This is a genomic window from Catenulispora sp. GAS73, from assembly GCF_041262085.1.
Lineage (GTDB): Bacteria > Actinomycetota > Actinomycetes > Streptomycetales > Catenulisporaceae > Catenulispora.
This window is the reverse complement of record NZ_JBGCCM010000001.1, coordinates 279,050-301,825: the sequence shown is the minus strand read 5'-3', so window position 1 is coordinate 301,825 and position 22,776 is coordinate 279,050. Positions and strand designations below refer to the sequence as shown.

General features: G+C 72.7%; 16 protein-coding genes and 1 pseudogene. 9 read left to right on the top strand and 8 right to left on the bottom strand.

The features are described from left to right. Positions 1-100 precede the first annotated feature (100 nt). Positions 101-1,297, top strand: coding sequence for a cation:proton antiporter (locus ABH935_RS01220; RefSeq protein WP_370375865.1), 1,197 nt, complete (start codon positions 101-103; stop codon positions 1,295-1,297). A 42-nt stretch (positions 1,298-1,339) separates the two neighbouring features. On the opposite strand, the gene ABH935_RS01215 is transcribed toward ABH935_RS01220, so the two are convergent. Next, a complete protein-coding gene (locus ABH935_RS01215) occupies positions 1,340-1,954 on the bottom strand; it encodes a cation transporter (protein ID WP_370375864.1) in 615 nt (204 codons plus the stop codon). A 173-nt stretch (positions 1,955-2,127) separates the two neighbouring features. Further along, entirely contained in the window at positions 2,128-2,559 is a 432-nt protein-coding gene (locus ABH935_RS01210) for a pyridoxamine 5'-phosphate oxidase family protein (RefSeq protein ID WP_370375863.1), read from the bottom strand. Positions 2,560-2,729: 170 nt separating this feature from the next. On the opposite strand from ABH935_RS01210, the gene ABH935_RS01205 reads away from it, so the two are divergent. Continuing rightward, on the top strand, positions 2,730-4,445 hold the full coding sequence (locus ABH935_RS01205) for a GAF domain-containing protein (RefSeq protein ID WP_370375862.1): 1,716 nt from the start codon (positions 2,730-2,732) through the stop codon (positions 4,443-4,445). A 50-nt stretch (positions 4,446-4,495) separates the two neighbouring features. On the opposite strand, the gene ABH935_RS01200 is transcribed toward ABH935_RS01205, so the two are convergent. After that, the gene (locus ABH935_RS01200; RefSeq protein ID WP_370375861.1) at positions 4,496-5,212 is read right to left on the bottom strand and encodes a response regulator; all 717 of its coding nucleotides are present in this window, start codon (positions 5,210-5,212) and stop codon (positions 4,496-4,498) included. 117 nt (positions 5,213-5,329) lie between these two features. Continuing rightward, positions 5,330-5,632, bottom strand: a complete 303-nt coding sequence (locus tag ABH935_RS01195; RefSeq protein WP_370375860.1) for a hypothetical protein — start codon at positions 5,630-5,632, stop codon at positions 5,330-5,332. A gap of 174 nt (positions 5,633-5,806) precedes the next feature. On the opposite strand from ABH935_RS01195, the gene ABH935_RS01190 reads away from it, so the two are divergent. Together ABH935_RS01190 and ABH935_RS01185 are read left to right on the top strand one after the other, a co-directional pair. Beyond that, complete coding sequence (locus ABH935_RS01190; RefSeq protein ID WP_370375859.1) at positions 5,807-6,673, top strand: universal stress protein; 867 nt, start codon at positions 5,807-5,809, stop codon at positions 6,671-6,673. A gap of 210 nt (positions 6,674-6,883) precedes the next feature. Continuing rightward, positions 6,884-7,330 carry a hypothetical protein gene (locus ABH935_RS01185; protein WP_370375858.1) on the top strand — a complete coding sequence of 149 codons (447 nt, stop codon included), beginning with the start codon at positions 6,884-6,886 and terminating at the stop codon, positions 7,328-7,330. Positions 7,331-7,382: 52 nt separating this feature from the next. Here the strand turns inward: ABH935_RS01185 and ABH935_RS01180 are convergent, their stop codons facing one another. Together ABH935_RS01180 and ABH935_RS01175 are read right to left on the bottom strand one after the other, a co-directional pair. Then, a complete protein-coding gene (locus ABH935_RS01180; protein WP_370375857.1) occupies positions 7,383-9,275 on the bottom strand; it encodes a Na+/H+ antiporter NhaA in 1,893 nt (630 codons plus the stop codon). 122 nt (positions 9,276-9,397) lie between these two features. Continuing rightward, positions 9,398-9,670 (bottom strand): annotated as a pseudogene (locus ABH935_RS01175) (NADP oxidoreductase); the annotation flags it as partial. A gap of 320 nt (positions 9,671-9,990) precedes the next feature. Between ABH935_RS01175 and ABH935_RS01170 the strand changes: the two are divergent. After that, on the top strand, positions 9,991-10,380 hold the full coding sequence (locus ABH935_RS01170) for a hypothetical protein (RefSeq protein WP_370375856.1): 390 nt from the start codon (positions 9,991-9,993) through the stop codon (positions 10,378-10,380). Positions 10,381-10,390: 10 nt separating this feature from the next. Here ABH935_RS01170 and ABH935_RS01165 read toward each other — a convergent pair whose 3' ends face one another. Then, complete coding sequence (locus ABH935_RS01165) at positions 10,391-10,891, bottom strand: hypothetical protein (protein ID WP_370375855.1); 501 nt, start codon at positions 10,889-10,891, stop codon at positions 10,391-10,393. 215 nt (positions 10,892-11,106) lie between these two features. On the opposite strand from ABH935_RS01165, the gene ABH935_RS01160 reads away from it, so the two are divergent. Beyond that, complete coding sequence (locus tag ABH935_RS01160) at positions 11,107-12,261, top strand: FAD-dependent oxidoreductase (RefSeq protein WP_370375854.1); 1,155 nt, start codon at positions 11,107-11,109, stop codon at positions 12,259-12,261. Between the two features lie 447 nt (positions 12,262-12,708). Continuing rightward, positions 12,709-13,140, top strand: coding sequence for a VOC family protein (locus ABH935_RS01155; RefSeq protein ID WP_370375853.1), 432 nt, complete (start codon positions 12,709-12,711; stop codon positions 13,138-13,140). A gap of 60 nt (positions 13,141-13,200) precedes the next feature. Here the strand turns inward: ABH935_RS01155 and ABH935_RS01150 are convergent, their stop codons facing one another. After that, positions 13,201-14,229 (bottom strand): methyltransferase, encoded by a 1,029-nt coding sequence (locus tag ABH935_RS01150; protein ID WP_370375852.1) that lies wholly within the window; start codon positions 14,227-14,229, stop codon positions 13,201-13,203. Positions 14,230-14,461: 232 nt separating this feature from the next. Here ABH935_RS01150 and ABH935_RS01145 point away from each other — a divergent pair, with 232 nt between their 5' ends. Beyond that, positions 14,462-14,752 (top strand): phosphopantetheine-binding protein, encoded by a 291-nt coding sequence (locus tag ABH935_RS01145; RefSeq protein ID WP_370375851.1) that lies wholly within the window; start codon positions 14,462-14,464, stop codon positions 14,750-14,752. A 125-nt stretch (positions 14,753-14,877) separates the two neighbouring features. Beyond that, positions 14,878-22,776 (top strand): amino acid adenylation domain-containing protein, encoded by a 7,899-nt coding sequence (locus ABH935_RS01140; protein WP_370375850.1) that lies wholly within the window; start codon positions 14,878-14,880, stop codon positions 22,774-22,776.

Sequence of the window (22,776 nt, the reverse complement as noted above, 5' to 3'; positions counted from 1 at the left end):
GCAGGCCGAAAGACCCCTGTCATACGTGAGGACTCGCGACACCGCCGAGGTGTTCCGAGGTGTTCAATGATGAGAAAACGCCTTGGTGAAGGAGGAACAGGTGAGCCTGGCGGTCCTCGCGCTGGTGCTGGCCGTGGGGCTGGTCGGCCCGCTGCTGGCCGCATCGCGGCGCGCGGCGGTGCCGGTCGCGGTCGGCGAGATCCTGGCCGGGGTGGTCGTCGGGCGGACCGGTTTCGGGTGGGTGCATCCGGACGAGCCGGTGCTGGTGTTCCTGTCGCAGGCCGGGTTCGCGCTGATCATGCTGGTCGCGGGCAGCCACGTCCCGGTCCGGTCGGCTCAGTTGCGTCCGGCGCTGGGCCGCGGCGCGGGCCTGGCGGCTTTCACCGGGCTGCTGGCGGTGCCGGCCGGGCTCGGCGTCGCCGCGCTGGCCGGGACCGGGCACGGCTGGATGTACGCGGTGCTGCTCGCGTCGAGTTCGGCCGCGCTGGTGCTGCCGGTGGTCCAGGACGCCGGCTTGTCCTCGCCGCCGGCGGTGGTGATGATCGCGCAGGTCGCGATCGCCGACACCGCCGCGATCGTGCTGCTGCCGCTGGCCGAGCAGCCCTCCCGGGCCGGGCGCGCCGCGCTCGGGATGCTGGCGGTGGCCGGTACGGCGCTCGCGGCGTTCCTGGTGCTGCGCGAGGTCCGGGCCCGCGGCTGGCAGGAGCGGTTGCACCACTTCAGCCGCCGGAAGAACCTCGGGCTGGAGCTGCGCGAACAGCTGATCATCGTGTTCGGGCTGGCGGGCCTGGCCGAGGCGGTCGGGGTGTCGGTGATGCTCGCCGGGTTCGCGGCCGGCCTGATGCTGGCGGCGCAGGGCGAGCCGCGCCGGCTGGCCCGGCAGCTGTTCGCGGTCGCCGACGGCTTCCTCGGGCCGGTGTTCTTCGTCTGGCTCGGCGCGTCCCTGCAGCTCGACGACCTGGTCAAGCACCCCCGCCTGATCGCCCTGGCCGGGCTGCTGGCGCTGGCCACGCTCGCGGTGCACGCCGCGGCCCGGCTGCTGGGCCAGCCGCTGCCGCTCGCGGTCCTGGCCGGGGCGCAGTTGGGGGTGCCGGTCGCCTCGGTCACCATCGGGGAGCGGGCCGGGCTGCTCAGGCCCGGGGAGGGCGGCGCGATCCTGGCCGCCGCGGTGGTCGGGCTCGGGGTGACGGCCGTGGCCGCGGCGATCGCCCAGCGCGGCGCGCCACCGGAGCAGGAGCAGGAGCCGGAGCAGAAGCAGGAGCCAGAGCAGAAGCACGTACGGCCGGACAGCGACTGATGGGCGCTCACCAAGCATGGGAGGTCACTTGCCTGGGCGCGTTCAGTGGCCCCTGAAGATCTCCCGGGCTTCCCGTACGGCGTAGTACACGAGGACATAGCCGGCTGCGGGATCCGCCCACCACCAGCCCAGCGTGCTGTTGAGCACCAGTCCGACGAGTACGGCCGCCGCCAGGAGCCCGTCGATGAGGGTCACGCGGCCCTCGGTCTTGAGCACCGGGTTGTCCAACGCGGCCCCGGTGCGGGCCTTCCCGGCGGCGAGTGCGAACATGGCGGCCGCGGTGACGCCGGTCCAGCCGATGCCGAGGGCCGAGTGGCGCGGGTGGAAGCCGGTGGCCAGCACGACGGTGGACTGGATCAGCAGGTACCCGGCCAGGGCCGCGAACCCGGCGCCGATCAGCCGTAGGGCGCGCCGCTGCCGGTCCTCGCCGGTGCCGGACAACTCCCAGACCACGACGGTGGAGGCGCCGATCTCGATCAGCGAGTCCAGCCCGAACCCGGCCAGCGCCACCGAGCGGGCGCCGAGCGCGGCCACGGCCAGCACCACGATGCCGACGACGTTCCAGGCCAGGGTCGCGTACTCCAGCGCGAGGCCCCGGCGCAGCAGGCGGGCGCGGCGCGGGTCGTCGGTGGCGGGCACGGCGGGTACGGCGGTCATGGCAGAACTCTGATCGTTCGGCGAGTGGATCGGTGCGCATGATCGTACCCGGGCACGACCTGCGGTGCCGTTCGCGGATGCGGCCCCGGGCCCGCTGACCCGTTGGCCCACTGGCGCACTGGCCCCCGGGCCCGCCGGCCCATCGACCGGCCCGGTCGGCTACCGGCCGTCCGTCATTCGGCCTGGTCGCCGTCGTCGTCGCCGTGCGGGATGCGGCGACCGACGACGCGCTCGGTCACGACCTTGATGAAGTAGTTCCGCTCGCCCGGCGCCCACGAGTCGACGCCGAGCTCGCCCAGCCGGGCCTGTTCGGCAGGGTCGGTGATGAGTTTGGCGCGGCCGAGGAAGGTCACCATCCATCCGTCGTGTGCCTGCTCGTCGATCCGGTCGACTTCGAAGGCGACGACGGAGCCGGCGACTCCGGCGCCGAACATCGCGCCCTTGCGGGTGCGGAACACGACGTCGCGGCCGTCGAGCTTGAAGTTGACGATGAAGACCGCCGGCAGGGCGTAGCGGCTGTAGACGATCCGCCCGACCGGCACCGTCTCGGCGAGGGCCAAGGCATCGGCCTCGCCGAATCGCTCCATTCTCTGCTCCACGGTCATGCCCTGATCGTCTCCGGAGCTGCTGCGTGCCCGGAAGGGTCTTTGGACCCTGTTCGCCTGGCGCGCGCCCTGTTCCCCGCCGAACGCCGTCCGACTAATCTGGCGGTGGTAGGGACGCCGGTGCGAGGCCATCGGCTCGCACGCGTCATGGAAAGGGCGGTTCTCTGGCGATGGCCGATCGAGAGCCGGGCGAGCCGCGCAGCGAGCTGCTGCCGCAGTTGCGCTTCGACGAGCTGCTGGACGAGCTGATGTCCCGCGTGACCCAGATCCGGGCGACCCGGGACCGGGTCCAGCAGCTGCTGCAGGGCGTGCTGGCGGTCTCCGGCGGTCTGGAACTGGACCAGGTGCTGTCCACCATCATCGGTACCGCCACCGAACTGGTGGACGCCCGGTACGGGGCCCTCGGCGTCATCGACAGCCGCGGTGACCGCCTGGAACGGTTCGTCACCGTGGGCCTTTCCCAGCAGGAGATCGACGCGATCGGGCCGTATCCCACCGGCATGGGGCTGCTCGGCCAGCTCATCCGGCACCCGCTGCCCCTGCGCCTGCCGGACATCGCCGGGCACGAGTCGTCGTTCGGGTTCCCCGACAACCACCCGCCGATGCGGACTTTCCTCGGTGTCCCGATCCGGGTCCGGGAGAAGGTTTACGGCAACCTGTACCTGACTGAGAAGCGTGGCGGCGCGCTGTTCGACGCCGATGACGAGACCCTGCTGACCACGCTGGCCGCCGCGGCCGGCGTGGCGATCGACAACGCGCGGCTGTACGACGAGGCGCAGAGGCGCCAGCGGCGGATGGAGGTCACCGCGGAGCTGACCCGTGGCCTGCTCTCCGGTGCCGACAGCCGGGATGTGCTGGCGGTGCTGGTCGAGCGGGTGCGGGATATGGCCGGCGCCGAGCTGGTGCTGGTGATGCTCCCGGATGCGGCGGCCGAGAACCTGACGGTCCACGTCGCGGCGGGCTTGGGCGCGGAACGGGTCCGGGGTACGTCCCTGCCGATCGCGGACTCCGACGTCGGCTCGGTGTTCGCCGCGGGTGCCGGGCACGCCGTGGTCGACGGGGAGCGGGAGCCGCAGCCGGTGTGGAAGGAGCTTGGTCTGGGGCCGGCGTACATCGCACCCTTGGGTGCGGCGGGCAAGGTCCGGGGTGTCCTGGTCGCCGGCAAGCGGTTTGGCGCCCTGCCGTTCGACGCCGTCGACACCCATATGCTGACCGAGGTCGGTGGGCAGGCCGCGGTGGCGCTGGAGCTGGCTGACCGCCGCGTCGACGCCGACCTGCTGAATCTGTACTCCGACCGTGACCGCATCGGCCGTGACCTGCACGATCTGGCGATTCAGCGGTTGTTCGCCACCGGCATGACGTTGCAGTCGGTGCTGAAGATCACTGAGAAGCAGGCGGTGCGGGACCGGGTCAACAAGGCGGTGTCCGAGCTCGATGACACCATCAAGGTGATCCGCTCGACTATTTTCGCGCTGTCTGAGCACGCCACGACCGACGAGGTACCGGGGCTGCGGTCGCAGGTGCTGCAGTTGTGTCAGGATGCTGCGGATCTTCTCGGCTTCAGCCCCGCGGTCCGGTTCACCGGGCCCGTCGACTACGAGGTCTCCGACGAGGTCGCCGAACACGCCCTGGCGGTCACCCGGGAAGCCCTGTCCAACGTGGCGCGGCACGCCAAGGCCGCGAAGGTCGAGGTGGACGTGGCGACCGCCGACGGCTGGCTGGTGCTGCGGGTCGCCGACGACGGCGTCGGGATGCCGGAGGGCGGGCGGCGCAGCGGGTTGGGCAACCTCGCGGAGCGGGCCGCGGCGCTGGGCGGGGAGTTCACGACCGGGCCCGGCGAGGAAGGCGGCACCGTCCTGCTGTGGCGGGTGCCGCTGGACGACTGACGCCGGCGCCGAACCGCGTCTCGGCACGCCGCCAAGTCCGAATCCTGTCGTCAGCGGTGCCGCGACTGCTCGGACTTGATCTCGGAGACCAGTACCGCGGCCTGCACGCGTCGGGTGAGGCCGAGCTTGGCCAGCAGCGCGGAGACATAGTTCTTCACGGTCTTCTCGGCCAGGAACATCCGCTCGGCGATCTGCCGGTTGGTCAGACCCTCGCCGATCAGGTCCAGCACTTTGTGCTCCTGGGCGGTCAGCTGCGCGAGGGGGTCCTTCTTCTCGTCGGCGGCCCGGAGTTTGGCCATGACCTTGGCCGCGAGTCTGGGGTCGAGCAGCGACTCGCCGCCGGCGACGGTGCGGACGGCCGCGACCAGGTCGGCTCCGAGGGTTTGCTTGAGCAGGTAGCCGGAGGCGCCGGCCATGATGGCGTCGAACAGGGCCTCCTCGTCGGGGAACGAGGTCAGCATCAGGCAGGACAGTTCCGGCAGCTTCGAGCGCAGTTCGCGGCACACCATCACGCCGTCGCCGTCGGGCAGTCGCACGTCCAGTACCGCCACTCGCGGCCGCAGCGCGGGTACCCGGGCGAGGGCTTCGGCGGCGGTGGACGCCTCGCCGACGACGGTGAAGTCCGGCTCGTCCTCCAGCATGTCCTTCAGCCCGCGCCGCACGACCTGGTGGTCGTCCAGCAGGAACACGCCGATCTTGCCGCCGCTGCCGCCGCTGCCGCCGCCGCTGCCGCCGCTGCCGCCGCTGCCGCCGCTGTCGCCGTCCATCGTGCCGCCTCCTGTGACCGCTCCGGTTTCCTGCCTCCGACAGTAGGGCTTGCGGCGCACGGCGGGACGGGCCGAAGGTCCCGTCTTCGGCGATCCGGGGGAGCGGTGCGGTCGGTTCTACGGCATGCCGCGACGGAGGAAGACGACGTTGGTGTACGGGGCCAGGGGCGTGTAGGAGGCCAGGGCGGCCCGGACCGCGCCGCGGATGTCCTGGCGCGCCGCGGGCTCCACGGTCCGGAGCGTGCTCACGTAGACCGACGAGACGCCGTTGCGCTCGACCACCGCGACGCGCGGCTGGTCGTCGTCCCAGTTCGCGGCGAGCGCGCGCTGCACGGCCAGCAGCGCGTCGCGATGCGGGTCGCGGTGGTGTTCAGCGTCGTACGGCGTGGGCGAGGCGTTGCCTTCGAGAATCGTGTTCATGGCGGGGTCCTTCTCTGAGAGTCCTTCTCCTCAAGGCTCGTACGACGAGGCCGATCGCGACGCGGTCGATCGGCCCGACCTGACCGGGACTTCGGACCCTGGGGCGCGGCGGCGGCACCGGCGACGGTGGAAGTAGCGCGAGCAACGCGCCGGTCCGAGCTCCCTGGAGGAATGATGAGCAGCACCGTCGTCGTCGGCTACGACCAGACCCCGCACAGCGACGTCGCGCTGGCCGAGGCGGCCCGCGAGGCGGTGATGCGCGGTGCGGCGTTGAACGTCGTCACCGCGTTCCTGCGTCCGCTGCCTCCCGGCTCCGGCGCGCCGGTCGAGGACTCGCAGGACGCCGCGCGCAAGGCCGCCGAGGCCGTCGCGCAACACGGCGTCGACCGCGTCCTCCGGCGCCACCCGAGCCTGGCGGTGCGCCCCTTCGCCCTGGTCGGCCCGGCCGGCAAGCTGGTGGCACAGGCCGCGCACGGCGCCGACCTGCTGGTCGTCGGCAGCCGGGGCAAGGGCGGCTTCAGCGATCTGCAACTGGGCTCCACCGCGATGCGCGCCGTGGCCGGGGCCTGCTGCCCGGTGCTGGTGGTGCGCGGCGAGACCGAGGCCGACCACTCCCGGGTGATGGCCGCGGTGGACATCGACGAGCCCTGCGAACCGGTCCTGGAATTCGCCTTCCTGGAGGCCTCCCGCCGCGAAGCCCGCCTCACCGTGGTCCACGTCTGGGACGAGCCCTGGATCATCGGCTACGGCCAGCAGGACCCGGGCATCGCCGACGACATCGCCCTCATCGAGCGCGAACGCGAGGACCGGCTGAGCGCGATCATCGCCTCCGTCCGGCGCCGCCACCCCGAGGTCCAGCCGTTCCACCAGGTCGCCACCGGCTCCGCCGGCCGCCTGCTGGTCGAGGCCTCGCAGCGCGCCGACGTGCTCGTCACCGGCGCGCGGCGGCACGGCGAGGGCCACGGGATGCAGATCGGGCCGGTCTCGCACACGCTGCTGCACTACTCGGCGTGCCCGGTCGCCGTCGTGCCGCTGAGCTGAGCCGGAGCGGCTCGGACCGCCCGGGGGCGACCCGGCCGACGCGGCCCCGGCGGGCCGACCGGCACACTGCCGCAGGGCCGGTGGTCCGGGTCGGTTCCGGGCCGAAAGACCCTGTGCGTGAGAGCTCGCTCTCGCGAGTCTGATACCTGCGAGACAACAGCAATTCGCAACACGCTGCGATATGCAGCCCGAAACCCGAGAGAACATGCCATGACCCTGATTCGACCGATCATGACGGCGTTGCGGTCCCGATTCTTATCCGGGCCGGACATGGACCCGACAGACCTCGTCGACGTGCGCCGGCGCTTGGACGGCCTGGCCATCGTCCGCTCCGCGGTGGAGGCTGAAGTCGCCCGCGGCTGGGCGCTCGCCGAGCAGCTGGCCACCGACGGCCGGACAGCACACTCCGCCGGCGCGGAATCGGCGGCACGCGTCGCCTCCGGCCGCCGCGGCATCGTGCTGGAGCGGATCTACGGACTCGGCGCCGCGGACGAAGTCCTGGCCGACGCCGAGCTCCGGCTCGTCGCGGTGAGCAGGCGACTGCTGGCGCAGCGCGGGGCGAACCGGCCCGACGCCGACGACATCGGCGCCATGGTGAACGAGGCGTTCGCCGAACCCGGGGCCCGGGGCGAGCAGGAAGCGCTCTTCGAAGTCTGACCGGTGCGGGCTGCCGGCCCGAGCCCGTCAGGGAGCCTGCCGCGTCACGTCTTCAGGTCTGGTTGATCCGCGCCCGCGCATAGGCCGCCTTGACCGCGGTCGTGAGTGTCTCGATGTCGTATGCGCCGTGGTGGCGCCTGCCGTTGATGAAGAACGACGGTGTGCCGGACACGCCGCTCAGGTCGGCGGAGTCGACGTCCTCGGCGACGCGGGTGGCGTGGACGTGGCCGCGCAGGTCCTCGGTGAAGCGTGCCAGGTCCAGGTTCAGTTCGGTCGCGTAGCGTCGCAGGTCGGCCGGGGTGAGGGCGTCCTGGTGTGCCATCAGCAGGTCGTGCATCGGCCAGAAGGCGTCCTGGCGGGCCGCGGCTTCGGAGGCCTCGGAGGCCAGGCGGGCGCGCGGGTGGACGTCGTCGAGCGGCAGGTGGCGCCAGACGTAGCGGACGTCGCCGAACTCTGCCAGCAGGGCCCGCACCACCGGCTCGGCCTGGCCGCAGAAGGGGCACTCGAAGTCCCCGTATTCGACGATCGTGACCGGGGCGCGGGCCGGGCCGCGGACGTGGTCGCGGTGCGGGTCGACGGGGACCGCCAGGTCGATGATCGACTCGGTGGTGCCCAGCAGTGCGCGCTGGCGGGCCGGTTTGGGCAGCAGCGCCGTGATTCGGAAGACCGCCCAGGCCAGCGCCGAGGACGCCAGTGCCGCGGTGAGCACGCCGAGCTTGGCCTGCTCCAGCTGCACGCCGTGGAAGGCCAGGGTGGCGATCAGCAGCGAGACGGTGAACCCGATGCCGGCGGCCGCCCCGGCGCCGGCGGCCCCGGCCCAGCCCACCGGCAGCCGGACCCGGCCGCGGCTGGCCCGGGTGAGCAGCCAGGCGGAGCCCAGCGTGCCGGCCGGCTTGCCGACCACGTAGGCGATCAGGATGCCCAGCGTGATCGGGGAGGTGTAGGCGTCGGCCAGGAAGCGCGCGTCGATCGGGATGCCGGCGTTGGCCAGGGCGAACAGCGGCACGATCACGTAGCTGGTCCAGGGGTGGTACCAGCTCTGCAGCCGCTCGTTCGGCGAGATCGCGGCCGAGACCCCCAGCCGCGCGCTCTGCGCCAGCTCGGCCGTCGGCTGCTCGCGGAAGCTCCGGAACAGCTCGCTGGCCTGCTGCAGATCATCGCGGGCGGCGGGATAGGCGAACGTCAGCAACCCCATCACCAGCCCGACGGCCACCGGGTCCACACCGGACTTGAAGAACGCGACCCAGGCCGCGAGCCCGATCACGAAGTACGGCGGCCCGTAGCGCACGCCCCGCTGCCGCAGCACCAGGACCAGACCGAGCAGCGCCAGTCCGACCAGCAGCGCCACCAGCTCGACCCGGCTGCTGTAGACGAAGGCGATGACCAGGATGCCGACCACGTCGTCGACGACCGACACGGTGAGCAGGTAGGTGCGCACCCGCAGCGGCAGACCCCGCCCGACCAGCGCCAGCGCGCCCAGAGCGAACGCGGTGTCGGTGCTCATCGCCGCGCCCCAGCCGTGCCACGACGCGTGCCCGGCGTTGACGGCCAGGTAGATGGCGACCGGCACCACGGCCCCGCCGATCCCGGCGGCCAGCGGCAGCGCGACCTGGCTGCGCCGGCGCAGCTCGCCCATGTCGAACTCCCGGCGCGCCTCCAGCCCCACGACCAGGAAGAAGAACGTCATCAGGCCGGAGTTGACCCACCCGCGCAGGTCCTGCTCCACGCCGTAGTGCCCGACCGTGACCGCCGCCCGGGTCGCCCACCCGCTGTCGTACCCGGCCGGGGCGATGTTCGCCCAGGCCAGCGCCACGATCGCGGCGGCGGCCAGCAGCGCGGCGCTCCCGGTCTCGGTACGCAGGAACTGCCGTCGGGGAGTGCTCCGGTCGTCGGCCGAGGTCATCGCGGCTTCCGGTACCGGCGCGGAGGAGCGCAAGATCGCCATACCGGGATTCTGCCGAATCGGAGGCACCGCGCGCTCGGGGAAGGAGGCGAGAGATATGCGAATTCTTCGAGTTTCGTGGTTCTCGGCGGTGCGGCGGCGGTGTGGTGGCGGAGATCGGGGCGTCACTGCGCGCCGCCGACGCGCGGGATGGCGGAGTTCGGATCGGTGCCGGCGAACGCCAGCCCGATGACGAAACCCGCGGCCTCCTCCAGCTGCCGGACCCGGTCCAGCGTCCCGAACACCGCCGGGACCGCGCCGACATCGCGCACGAGCCGGCCGACGAGCCGCACGGCCGCCGGGTCGTCGCCGCAGATGGCCACCGTGACGGGGGAGTGGGCACCGGGGGAGTCGGCATCGCCGGCGGCGGGCGTGGACCACTGCTCGGCGGGAAATACCGGCGATGTGCGTGTCGCTGACTGCGAGTTGCCAAGTGCGAGTCGGGACGGAGGCTCAGGCCGCTGTTGTGCCTGCACCGTTCCGTATCACTGTGCCCTGATTTAAAGTAAGCGGAAGTTTGCTGATCGCGGGCCTGGCCGGCTGTGGAGGAGGCTGCGCAGGCGGGAAGGAGCACTGCGACCCGGCCGTGTGCACATGCGAACCCGTGTACGTGCCGCTGGCTCCGTAGTACTCGCAGCTGCGGCTGGAACGGCGGCAAGGGCACCTCGCGCGGATCAACAGCCAACTCCGCGACCTCTACGGCCCGATGTTCGCGCTGGTGGACACGAACGAGCGGATCTGGGCGGCGCTGCGCGCGAACGGCCTTCCGTCCGCTTCGCAGCGCGATGCCGACACGCTCGGCCAAGGGTGGTCGGCGCGGCGTGAGGCGTTCCTGATGCCGACCAACGCGCGTATCAGGGATCTGATCATCGAGCACGCGGACCTGCTCCGGGAGGCGGACTTTCCGGCGCCGCTCCGCGACTTCTGCGCGCATGTCGCTTCGTGCGAGGCGCTACTGGCCGAATCTGAAGAAGGCGGAGCAGGTGTGGGCAAACGTCCCGCGACGCATATCCGTCATCCTGGATCCGATTTCGTCCAATACGTATGCCTTTCCTTTGCGCAACTCAAAGGAGAGCAGCAGCGCCTGTTGTCGGCGCAGTCGTGGTGAGCTCGGGTCGTCAGCGGGCAAGTGCCGCCAAGGCCCCGGCCCGCGCGGCCTCGGTCATGGTGAACGGCAGGCCCTCCCGGACTACCGCGACCCTGCGGCCGTCGGCGACCGGGACGATGAGCACGGTCGCGTCGGCGACGCCCTCGGTGCCCTCGTCCCACCAGGCGTCGTCGGCGTCGAGGAGGTCGGCCAGGATGTCGGGGAGGGTATCCGGGGCGTCTTGCAGGGCGGCGGCCAACTGCAGTGCCTTGGTCGGGACGTCGACGAGATCGTGCGGGTCGGCCGGGACGGCGGTGACCTGGGCGCCCCCGGCCTCGGTGACCGCCTCGACGAGGCGGAAGCGGCCGGTCTCCTCGGGGGTGCTGACGAAGAACTCGTCGACCGGTCCGCCCTCGTGGGTCTGGACGCTGAAGCCGAACACGTTGCCGCCGCAGGCCGCGATCGCGGCGGTGATCGCCGCCAGGCGGCCTGGTTCGTCTTCCAACGCCGCGCGGATACGCCACAGAGCCATACTGTTCCCTCGTCCCGGAGAGTCCCGCCGAGAGCCACCGCGGATCGACTCCGTTGTGGCTGGTCATCGCGAATGATCCCATGTCGGTGTTGCCGGCTCGGACCGGCCGGCGACGAAAGACACCGGCAAGACCTCGGCTGGCGCCGTCGTCGCGTCATCACAATGTGGGCGACGGCGTGTTGCGCGCCGGCCAGGGCGTCGACCGGGGAGTGCGGATGAAGCGAGCGGTTGTTGTCGGCTCCGGGATCGCTGGTCTGACCACGGCGTTGCGGTTGGGGCAGGACGGGTGGGGTGTCACCGTGCTGGAGCGCGCTTCGGCGCGGCGGAGCGGTGGCTACATGCTGAATCTGCTCGGGATGGGGTTCACGGCCGCGGAGCGGCTGGGGTTGCTTCCGGCGCTGTCTGAGCGGGCCTTCGATCTGTTCGACTCGGTGATGGTGCGGGAGGACGGTCAGGTGAAGCTCATGATGCCGGCCACTTTCGCGCAGGGGGCTTTGGGCCCTCGCACCATGACGGTGTTCCGGAGCGATCTGGAGTCGGCGCTGTTCGCGGCCGCGAGTGAGTACGCTGAGTTCCGCTTCGGCACCACCGTGTCCGCCGTCGAGCAGGATGCCGACCGGGTGCGGGTCGCGCTCAGCGACGGCACCAGCCACGAGGCCGATCTGTTGATCGGTGCCGACGGTGTCCAGTCGGCGACGCGCACGGCGGTGTTCGGCGCCGACTACCGGGTCGACATGCCCTACATGGTCGCGGCGTTCCCGATCGGCGCGGTTTCGGATGTGCCTGAGCAGTCCGCTGCGACCTTCATCGGTCCGGGGCGTACTGCGGGCGTCGTCAATCTGGGTCCGGAACGGTCGTCGGCGTTCTTCACCTATGGGTGCGCGGATCCGGCGCTGGAGCTCGCGAGGGGTCCGGTGGACGCGTTGCGCGGGTCCTTCGGAGACCTCGCCGCGGGTGTGCCCGACGCGATCCGGCACCTGGAGAAGGATCCTTCCATCGTGTACTTCGACCGGGTGAGCAAGGTCGTCGCGCCGGCGTGGAGCAAGGGCCGGGTGGTGCTCGTCGGGGACGCGGCGTGGTGCGTCACGCTCTTCGCCGGGCACGGCGCGTCGCTGGCCCTCGCCGGCGCCGACCAGCTCGGCGCCGGGCTGCTCAAGCACGGCGACGATGTCGCCGCGGCGCTGGCCGAGTGGGAGGCGGGACTGCGGCCCGAGGTCACCAAGCGGCAGGCGCACGCCCGGCGCGGCGCGGCCTACTACGTGCCGCCGAGCCGCTTCCACGTGCGGATGTATGAGCTGATGACCCGGACGATGATGCTGCCCGGCATCCGCGGGCTCGCCCAGCGCGGGATCAAGCGGCAGACCAGCTGAGCGGCCGCCGGAACTTCTCGGACAGACCCGAACCGGGGCGCACCCGAACCGAGCCTGACTGGCCCGAACCGGGACGCGCCTGAACCCGAGCGCGACGCGCCTGAACCCGAGCGCGACGCGCCTGAACCCGAGCGCGACGCGCCTGAACCCGAGCGCGCCCGAACCGGGCCCGAGTCGCCCGAATCGGGACGTGCCCGAACCCGAGTGCGCCCGACCCGAGCGCACCCGAATCTGAGCGCGCCGGAACCGGGCCCGACTGGCCCGAATCGGGACGCGCCCGAACCCGAGCGCGCCTGAACCCGGCCCGACTCGCCCGAACCGGGACGCGCCTGAACCCGAGCGCGACTCACCCGAACCTGAGCGCGCGCGAACCCGCCCGACTCGCCCGAATCGGACTCGCCCGAACGTGAGCGCGCCCGAACCCGCCCGCCGTCCCAGGGAGACATCGTGTACGACCCGGCTCGCGGGTTCCCCCAGGTCGTCGTCGAGCTCGCCTACGCCGACCCCGACCGCGCCGTCGACTGGCTGGTGCGGGTGTTCGGGTTCCGGCTGGCCCTGAGGCACCCGGAGTCGGGTCCCCTCCAGCACGCCGACCTCGACACCGGCGGAGGCGTCGTCATGGTGCGGCGGACCGGCGGCCGGCACAGTCCCGCCTGCGCTGCCGGACACACCTGCAAGCAGGTCATCGTCTGGGTCCCGGATGTGGACCGGCACTTCGCGCGCGCCTCGGCGGCGGGTGCCGTCGTCGAGCAGCCCCCGACGGACAAGCCGTGGGGGCTGCGCCAGTATCTGGTCCGCGACCTCGAAGGCCATCTCTGGGAGTTCACCCGGCACCTGCGGGATGTACCGCCCGGCGAATGGGGCGCGGTCGTCCTCTGATCTTCCGTGTATTGCGATACCCCCGACCGGCCGCCGATTGGCGGCCGGTCGAGCGGCGACTCAGGACACGACGGGGGCGATCTCGACGATCGGGTGCAGGCGGGTCCGCACGATGCGCGTCATCTTCAGCTCCGCCTGGGCGAAGAGCGCCTCCAACTCCTCGACGGTGCGCGATCCGCCGCCGGCCAGGACCAGCAGCACGATGTCGTAGAGCTTGCCGGGGTTGAACGCGTCGCCGGGCTCCAGGACCGGCTCGATGAGCAGCAGGCGGCTCTTGTCGTGCATGGCCGCGCGGATGGTCCGCAGCAGTGTCACCGACTCCTCGTCGCTCCAGGCGAACATGATCCGCTTGAGCAGGTACGCGTCGGCGCCCGCCGGCACCGACTCGAAGAAGCTGCCGCCGACGGCGTCGCAGCGGTCTGCGACCCCGTGGTCCGCCAGCACCTTCGGCGCGCCGGTGACCACGTGCGGCTGGTCGAACACCGTGCCGCGCAGCGACGGGTTGCGGACCAGCAGGCCGGCCAGGAACGCGCCGTTGCCGCCGCCCACGTCCACCACGGTGCGGACGTCGCCCCAGTCGTACCCGGAGACCGACTGGACCTCGCGGCGGGTGATCGCCTGCTGGGAGGCGTCGAACCGGGCGCACTCGTCCGGGTGCTCGGCCATGTACTCGAAGTACCCCTTGCCGTGCACGTGGTCGAAGGCGGCCTTGCCGGTCCGCAGGCTGTAGCCGAGCGCGGCCCAGGCCTGGACGTCGGCCGGGATCAAGGGGTACGCCTCGCGCAGCGACTCCGGGTGGTCGCTGCGCAGCGGCTCGGCCAGCGGCGTCAGCGCGAACACCGCGGGCTGAGCCTCGGTGAAGATCCCCCGGCAGGCCAACGCGCGCAGCGCGCGATACAGCGAGGGCGCGTGGCTGTCGGTCAGGCGGGCGAGTTCTTCCACGGACAGCGGACCGTCGGCGAGATGGTCGGCCACTCCGAGGTCGCAGATCGCGCGCAGCGTGAACGGCACGACGTAGTCGGCCGGATCGGTCAGGCGCCGCGCGCCGTTGGGACCGCTGGACGGGGGCTTGCCGGTCGTCATGCTCATGATCGTCTCCATGCTGCGGCGATCTGCCGTCCGTGGGGACGGGCACCGCGCGGGGTCGGGGCAGGTCGAGGGCTGCCCGCTCATGGTCGGCGCGGCGTGCGAGGCGTGACTACAAGTCTTTCGCGGTTGCTTCTGGATCTGTTCCACATACTTCGTCCCGGTCCTGCGGCCCGGCGACCCGGCCCTACGGTACGACCACGACCTCTGCGGCCACCGCACGAAGGAGATGGTGATGAACGAGTTCGAGCCCGGATCCGGTACGAACGCCCCGACCCCGGACGGCGAGGACGACCTCGACGCGCTGGTCGCTTCGGTTCTGTCGGATCTGTTGGACCGGGATTCCTGCGCGCCGGACGACAACTTCTTCCTGCTCGGTGGCGACTCGCTGCTGGCGGCCACCGCCGCGCGCCGGCTGAGCCGGGAAGCGGGCTATCCGGTGAGCGCGGAGAACATCTTCCTGCACCCGACCCCCCAGGAACTGAGCGAATACCTGCGCACCACGGTGGTGGCAGCCCGCGCCTGACCCGGCGGATCGTCGCGATGGGGACACCGCCGGCGCCCGGCGGCCCGTCGCCGACGTCTTCCGGCCGTCCGATGGCCCACGAACGCCTGACCGCGGTGGGCAGAGTCACTTGGCGAGGAGCCTGCATGACCTTCAGCGGAGTTTCTTCGGCACAAGAAGCCCTGTGGCTGGAACACAATCTCGCGCCCGGGGTGCCGAACAGCACCACGACCATCTGGGCCCTGCGAGGCGACGTGGACCGGGGGCTTCTCGAAGACGCGGTGCGCACGGCGGTGGCGGAGGCGACCGCGCTCCAGGTGAACTTCGAGCGGGACGGCGACGAACTGCGGCTCGTCCCCCGGGAACCCGACGCGTGGGAGCTGTTCAGCCTCGACGTGAGCGCCGCGGCCGATCCCGCCGCCACCGCCCGCGCCTTCCTCACCGAGCAGGTCGGCCGGCCGTTCGACCTCGGCACGGACGCGCTGTTCCGGATCGGGACCGTGAGGCTGGCCGAGGACCACCACCTGCTGTGCCTGATCCTGCATCAGATCCTGATCGACGCCTTCGGGGTCCTCACCCTGCTGTCCCAGCGCGTCGCCGAGATCTACCGCGGCCTGCGCACCGGCTCGCCGGCGCCGGACCGCCCGCAGCCGCCGCCCGGGACCGCCGGCGAGCGGGAGGCCGCCTATCATGCCTCCGGCCAGTTCGCCGAAGCCGAAGAGTTCTGGCGCGGCTACGTCACCGACGGCGGAACGGCGGCCCGGATCCCGGCCGGCGTGCGGGCGGCGGCCACGGCGCGCGCCGCCGACGCCTCGTTCTGGGACGCTTTGACCGGGCCGTTGGGCGTGGCCACCGCCACCGCCCGCGTCGCGGCGATCGAGGCCGCCGGATGGCAGAGCGCTGCCGAGGCGGCCGGCACGAACGTCACAGACCTGATCACCGCGGCCGTGGCCGTGTTCCTGCAACGCCTGTGCGACACCCCCAAACCGGTGTTCTCCTTCACCGTCAACCACCGCAGCGGCCGGGTCCGGCAGGCGCTGGGCCTGTACTCCAACACCCTGCCCCTGGCGGTCGAGGTGCCGGCCTCGGCCACCTTCGTCGAGCTGGCGGGTGCGGTGCGCAAGGCGCGCCTGCGGGTCTTGGAGCACGCCGAGTACAACGTGGCCCTCATCAAGCGCTTGGCCGGCCACGCCGGTGAGGCCCGCAGCCCGTTCGGTCCCGTGCTCACCGTCGTCCCGGCTCTCCGGGAGCTGGATCTGGCCGGCGCCGTCGGACGGTTCGCCGGCGGGACGCACGGCGTGCCCGACGAGATCAGGATCGTCACCTACACCGACGGCGGTGCGGACAGCGATCTGTACATCCGGTTCGACGCGCCCGCGAACCTGTACTCCGACGAGGACACCGCCGGGCTCACCGAGATGTTCACGGCGTTCGTCCGGGCGGCTCTGGCCGATCCCCGCGCGCGGGTCCAGGACGTCAGCGTCCTGGGAGCGGACGAACGGGACGCGATCCTGGACCGTGGCACCGGTCCCGTCGCCGAGCTGTACGGCGCGACGGTGCCCGAGCTGCTCGACCGGCAGGCGGCGGCCGCTCCGGAGACGGTCGCGGTCGAGCACGAAGACAGTGTCCTGACTTACGGAGCGCTCGCGGCTCGGGCCGCCGTCCTCGCACGCCGCCTGGTCGCCTGCGGCGCGGCGCCGGGCCGGTGCGTGGCGGTGTCCGTTCCGTCCTCGATCGAACTGGTCGTCGCGGTCGTCGCGGTGCTCAGGTCCGGGGCTGCCGTCCTGCCGATCGACCCGGGCAGCACGTCGGAGCATGTGGAGGCGATGCTGGCCGACGCGCGGCCGACGCTGCTTCTCACTGTCGTCGGAGCCGGTGACCTCGCGATCACGCCGTTCGACGGCGGGCAGCCGCGGTGGGAGGCGAGCGTCGTCGAGGGATCGGCGGGGTCGGCGGGAGCGGCGGACACCGACGACGCGCCGGTCGGCTCGTGCGCCGGCGCGGACGCCGCGTTGGTGCGCTACGCCTCGGCGCCGCACCGCGAGGCGGTTGGCGTCGTCCTGACCCACACCGCGCTGGCGAACGGCCTGCTGGGGATGCGGCAGCGGTACCGCCTGGACGAGACCGACCGCGTGCTGTCCGGGTCCCCGGAGTCGCTCGCCGATCCGGTCCGGACGATCCTGGGGCCGCTGATCGCCGGCGCCACGATCGTGCTGCCGCGGCAGGACCTCCGCTGGGACGCGGCCTCTCTCGCCGCGACCGTGCGGCGGACCGCCGCCACCACTCTGACCGTCGTTCCGTCCGTGCTCGCCGATCTGGTACGCGAGGACGCCGCCGCCGACTGCAAGGGCCTGCGACGCGTCCTCTGTGGCGGGGAGGCGCTGCCGGCCGGCGTGGCGGCCCGGTTCCATGAGGTGTCCGGCGTGCCGGTCCACTACTTGTACGGGGTGGACGGGGCGGCGCCGGACGTCGCCTCGTCGGACTACTTGCCCGGGGCGCCCACGGTGCCGCTCGGGCGGCCGGTCGGGAACACCGGCGTGTACGTGCTCGACGGCCGGCTGCACCTGGTGCCGGCGGGAGTGGTCGGCGAGGTCTACGTCGGCGGCGCCGGGCTGGCGCGCGGCTACCTGCGCCGCCCGGCCGCGACCGCGGACCGTTTCGTCGCCTCCCCGTTCGGTCCGGCCGGATCGCGCCTGTACCGCACGGGCGACCTGGCCCGATGGAACCGTGACGGAGAGCTCGAATACGCCGGCCGGGCCGATCAGCGGGTGCAGATCAGGGGCCTGCGGGCCGACCCCTTCGAGGTCGAGACCGTCCTGGCCGCGCACGGGGGAGTGGCCCAGGCCGCCGTGATCGCCCGGCCGGACCGGCCCGAGCAGCCCGAACAGCCGGACCAGCCCGACCAGCCCGGCCACCTGGTCGCCTACGTCGTGCCCGCCGCCGCCGGACGCCTCGGCGCGGCCGGCGAGGACGCGGACTTCAGCGCCGGGCTGGACGTGACCGAGCTGCGGCGGTTCGCCGCCGCCCGGCTGCCCGCGCATCTCGTGCCGGCCACCGTGATCGTGCTGGACAGTCTGCCGACCGCCGCGAACGGCGAGCTGGACCGCGCCGCGCTGCCGGAACCGCGGACGACGCGGCGGGCGCACCGGGGGCCGCGGACCGGCGAGGAACGGATTCTGGCCGACGCCTTCGCCGAAGTGCTGGGCGGCGGCCGCATCAGTGTGGACGACGACTTCTTCACCCTGGGCGGCGACAGCATCTCGGCGATGCGGGTGGTCACGATCGCCCGGGCCGGTGGTCTGACGCTGTCCGCGCGGACGGTCTTCGAGTGCCGGACCGTCGCCGCGCTGGCGGCTGCGGCCACCCGGGCCGACGCCGAGGCCGACGGCGACGGCGACGGCGCCGTCGATGCCGCCGCCGTCGCGCGGGACGCGGACCGGGCAGCCGGTCCGATCGCGCTCCCGCCGATGGCCCGACTGTTCGCCGAGCGCGGGCCGGGCCTGGACCGGCTGGCCCAGTGGCTGGTGCTGAGCGTGTCAGCGGACCTGGATCTGGAGCTGCTCACCGGGGCGGTCCAGGCCGTCCTGGACCACCACGACGTGCTGCGCGCCCGGCTGGCCGACGGCGAGCTGCAGATCCGGCCGGCGGGCTCGGTGACGGCGGACCGGCTCGTCCGACGGGTGCCGTGGCCCGGGGACTGGAGCGGGCCCGAGTGGCAGGCGGCGCTGGCGGATGAGGGGGCGGCGGCGACCGGTCAGATCAGCGCCTCGGCCGGGGAAATGGTCCGGCTGGTGTGGTTCGAGCCGTCGGGCGGCGGATCCGGCAGGCTCCTGATCGCGCTCCACCACCTCGTCGTGGACGGGATGTCGTGGCGGGTGCTCGTCCCGGATCTCGCCGAGGCGGCGAAGCAGCTGCGCGCCGGCCGGCCGCCGTCGCCGGCGCCGGTGGGCACGCCGCTTCGAAGGTGGCTCGACGAGCTTGCCGCCGAGGCGGCGCGGCCCTCGCGCGTGGCCGAGCTGGAACTGTGGCGCGGGATGCTCCAGGAGCCGGCCGAGCCGCTGGGATCCCGGTTCGTCGATCCGCGGGTTGATCTGACGAAGACGGCGCGGACGCTGCGGTTCGAGCTCCCCGAAGCGCTCAGCAGAGCGCTGCTCACCACAGTGGCGGCCGAGTTCCGGTGCGGCGTCGACGAGGTGCTGCTCACCGCCTTCGTCCTCGCACTGGCCGCCCGCCGGCGCGGACCGGGCACTGCCGGGGAGGTCGTGCGCGTCGAAGGGCACGGCCGCCAGGAAGAGCTCGTCCCCGGCGTTGACCTGACCCGCACGATCGGCTGGTTCACCACCGTCTATCCGGTCCGCGTCGATCTGGCCGGCCTCGACGTCGCCGACGCGCTCGACGGCGGTCCGGCCGCGGCGGCCGCGCTCCGCAGGGTCAAGCAGAGCCGGCGCGCCCTGCCCGACCAGGGCCTCGGCTACACCCTGCTGCGGCACGTCAACGAGACGACGGCGGCGGTGCTGCGGGACCACCCGATCGACGAGGTGGGGTTCAACTACCTCGGCAGGTTCTCCTTCGAACGGTCCCGGACCGACCGTGAGGCGGCGTGGACGCCGGCGCCGGAGTTCGCCGAACTCGTGCCGGCGCAGGACCCGGAGATGCCGCTGGCCTGCGGGCTGGAACTGAACTCCCTCGTGGTCGGCGCCGACGACGGCGAACGGCTGCTGGCGCTGTTCACGTTCGCCACCGGGCTGCTGTCGGAAGCCGAGGTCCAGGCCCTCGCCGAGTCCTGGCAGACAGCCCTGCGCAGCCTGCACGCGCAGGCGCTCGCTGGCGCGAGCGGCCTGACTCCCTCCGACACACCGCTGGTGGACGTCCGCCAGGAGGAGTTGGACGAGTGGCGGCACCGGTTCGGCCGGGTCCGCGACGTATGGCCCCTGACACCGCTTCAGCAGGGGCTGCTCTACCACGGCATGCTCGGCGACACCGCCTCCACGTCGTATCAGACCCAGTTCGTGTTCCGGATCACCGGGCCCGTGGACCCCGAACGCCTGCGGCTCGCGGCGCAGACCCTTCTAGACCGGCATCCCGCCCTGCGGACGGCGTTCGTGACCACGGCGACCGGCGAACCGGCGCAGGTGGTGGTGGACGGTGTCGAGGCCCCGTTCCAGCACATCGATCTCGCCGGCTCCCCGGAGCCCGAGGAACGGCTGCTCCGGATCCTGGCCGAGGAACGGGAGAACCGGTTCCGTCCGGACGCCGTGCCGCTGCTGCGGTTCGGCCTCGTCACGCTCTCCCCGTCGCAGTCCGAGCTCGCGCTGACCGCGCACCACGTGCTCTTCGACGGCTGGTCGCTGCCGCTCATCGAACAGGAGCTGATGCGCCTCTACGCCGGTGCGGACGACGACCTCGACGCGGTCGAGCACGGCTTCCGGGACTTCCTGCGCTGGCGGTCGCGGCAGGACACCGGCCGGGCGGTCGCGGCCTGGGCCGAGGAGTTGTCCGGCGTCACGCAGCCGACGCTGCTGGCGAAAGGCACCGCGCCGGTCGGCGCCGGAACCGTGGTCTCCGAGATCGGCCAGTGCGATGTCCGGCTCACCCGCCAGGAGGCGGCCGCCGTAGTACGCGAGGCGGCGGCGTGCGGCATCACCCCCAACGTCCTGGTGCAGGGTGCCTGGGCGGTCGTGCTCGCGCAGCTCACCGGCAGCTCCGACGTTGTGTTCGGCAGTTCGGTGGCGGTGCGCCCGCCGCAGGTACCGGACGCGGACATCGCCGTCGGCATGTTCACGAACACCGTGCCGGTGCGAGTGCGGTGCGAGCCCGGCGCCGACCTCGAACAAATGTTCCGCGCGGTCCAGGACGCCCAGGCCCGGATGCTGGAGCACTACCACGCCGGGCTCAGCGACATCCAGCAGGCGACCGGGCTCACCCCGCTTTTCGACACCATCGTGGTCTTCGAGTCGTTCCCCGTGGACTGGGCAGCGCTGTCCCGGGCCGGGGCGTCGGCGGACCTCACCGTCACCGGGATCCGGCCCTTCGCGCCGACGCACTACCCGCTGACCGTGCTCGCCGCCGCCGACCCGATCCTGGGCCTGACGTTGCAGTTCCATCCGGAGGTGCTGGACCCGGGCGCCGTCGAGGAGATCGCGGACCGCTTCGCCCGGGTGCTCCGGCAGTTCGCCGCCGATCCGCGGGCCCGCGCCGCCTCCGTCGATCTACTGTCCGACGCCGAGCGGCGACTGGTGATCCAGGAGTGGAACGACACCGCGGCGGAGGTGCCGGACGAGTGCGCGGTCGTGCAGTTTGCCCGGCAGGCGGCAGCGACACCGGACGCGGTGGCTCTTCAGGTGAGGGAGCAGCGCCTCACCTACGCCGAGCTGAACGAGCGCGCGAACCGGATGGCGCACTGGCTGATCTCGCGGGGGATCGGCGCCGAGCGCCGGGTCGTCGTCCTGCTGCCCCGCTCGGCGGACCTGGTGGCCGCGCTGCTGGCGGTCTGGAAGGCCGGCGGGTGCTACGTACCCGTGGACCCGGACCATCCCGAGGCGCGGGTGCGGTCCGTGATCGCCGACTGCGGGGCGGACCTGGTCCTCGACGAGGCGCTGCTGGCCCGCACCGACCTGGCCGGGTACCCCGCCGCCGATCCGGTGCTCGACGCCGCACCGGACCGGGCCGCCTACACCATCTACACCTCCGGCTCGACCGGAACGCCCAAGGGCGTCGTCGTCGGGCAGCGGGCGCTGACAAACTTCCTGGCGGCCATGCGGCGCGCGCTCCGCATGTCAGCGTCGGACCGGCTGGCGGCGGTCACCACGATCGCCTTCGACATCGCGGCGTTGGAGCTGTTCCTGCCGCTCACCACGGGCAGCCGGGTGGTGCTCGCCGACCGTGGACAGGCCGCCGACCCGCGGGTTCTGCTCGACCTCGTCGAGGACGCCGGTGTCACGGTCCTGCAGGCGACTCCGGCGCTGTGGCAGATGCTCGTGTCCCACGACGCGGGCCGCCTGGCCGGTCTGCGGGTGCTGACCGGCGGCGAGGCGCTGCCCCGGCCGCTCGCCGACGCGCTCTGCGCCCACGCCGCGCAGGTGGTGAACCTGTACGGCCCCACGGAGACGACCGTCTGGTCCACCTCCGCCGACCTCGCGACCAGCCAGCCGCCCTCGATCGGGACGCCTGTCGCGAACACCAGGATCCTGATCCTGGACGCCGCGCTCAGGCCCGTGCCGCCGGGCGTCGCCGGAGACCTGTGGATCGCCGGGGACGGTCTGGCCCGCGGCTACCACCGACAGCCCGGCCTGACCGCCGCGCGGTTCGCGGCCGACCCGTTCGGCCCGCCGGGCAGCCGGATGTACCGCACCGGAGACCTGGCCCGCTGGTCCCGCACCGGGGAAGTGGAGTTCCTGGGCCGGGCGGACTTCCAGATCAAACTCCGGGGCTTCCGGATCGAGCCCGGCGACGTGGAGCACGCGCTGATCCGGCATCCGGCGATCCGCGAGGCGGTCGTCATCGTGCGGGAGGACCGGCCCGGCGACAAGCGGCTCGTCGCGTACGTCGTCGCCGGCGCCGGCGACGACGCCGCTGACGATCACGCCGACGCCGACCCCGATGCCGCCGCCGAACTACCGCCGACCGGGCAGATCCGCGGGTTCGTGCGGGACCTGCTACCCGACTACATGGTCCCGTCGGCGGTGGTCGCCCTGACCGCGATCCCGGTGACGCCGCACGGGAAGCTCGACCGCGCCCGGCTGCCCAGGCCGGAGACGGCCGGCGCGACGTACCGCGCGCCGGAGGCACCGCGTGAGACCGCGTTGTGCGAGCTGTTCGCCGAGATCCTCGGCGTGCCCCGGGTCGGCCTCGACGACGACTTCTTCGCCCTGGGCGGGCACTCGCTGCTGGCCACCCGGCTCGCCGCCCGGGTCCGGTCGGACCTGGGCGTCGAGATCCCGATCCGGACCCTGTTCGCCGCGCCGACCGTCGCCGAGCTCGCCCGGCGGTGGGACGGCCTGGCGGCCTCGGTCCGCAAGCCCCTGCACAGGATGACCGAAAGGTGA

Bases quoted from the DNA above. Each gene is read 5' to 3' on its own strand.
- ABH935_RS01165 (WP_370375855.1), bottom strand. From the start codon at position 10,891: ATGGCTCTGTGGCGTATCCGCGCGGCGTTGGAAGACGAACCAGGCCGC.
- ABH935_RS01180 (WP_370375857.1), bottom strand. From the start codon at position 9,275: ATGGCGATCTTGCGCTCCTCCGCGCCGGTACCGGAAGCCGCGATGACC.
- ABH935_RS01190 (WP_370375859.1), top strand. From the start codon at position 5,807: ATGAGCAGCACCGTCGTCGTCGGCTACGACCAGACCCCGCACAGCGAC.
- ABH935_RS01145 (WP_370375851.1), top strand. From the start codon at position 14,462: ATGAACGAGTTCGAGCCCGGATCCGGTACGAACGCCCCGACCCCGGAC.
- ABH935_RS01185 (WP_370375858.1), top strand. From the start codon at position 6,884: ATGACCCTGATTCGACCGATCATGACGGCGTTGCGGTCCCGATTCTTA.
- ABH935_RS01195 (WP_370375860.1), bottom strand. From the start codon at position 5,632: ATGAACACGATTCTCGAAGGCAACGCCTCGCCCACGCCGTACGACGCT.
- ABH935_RS01215 (WP_370375864.1), bottom strand. From the start codon at position 1,954: ATGACCGCCGTACCCGCCGTGCCCGCCACCGACGACCCGCGCCGCGCC.
- ABH935_RS01140 (WP_370375850.1), top strand. From the start codon at position 14,878: ATGACCTTCAGCGGAGTTTCTTCGGCACAAGAAGCCCTGTGGCTGGAA.
- ABH935_RS01205 (WP_370375862.1), top strand. From the start codon at position 2,730: ATGGCCGATCGAGAGCCGGGCGAGCCGCGCAGCGAGCTGCTGCCGCAG.
- ABH935_RS01160 (WP_370375854.1), top strand. From the start codon at position 11,107: ATGAAGCGAGCGGTTGTTGTCGGCTCCGGGATCGCTGGTCTGACCACG.
- ABH935_RS01200 (WP_370375861.1), bottom strand. From the start codon at position 5,212: ATGGACGGCGACAGCGGCGGCAGCGGCGGCAGCGGCGGCAGCGGCGGC.
- ABH935_RS01150 (WP_370375852.1), bottom strand. From the start codon at position 14,229: ATGAGCATGACGACCGGCAAGCCCCCGTCCAGCGGTCCCAACGGCGCG.
- ABH935_RS01210 (WP_370375863.1), bottom strand. From the start codon at position 2,559: ATGACCGTGGAGCAGAGAATGGAGCGATTCGGCGAGGCCGATGCCTTG.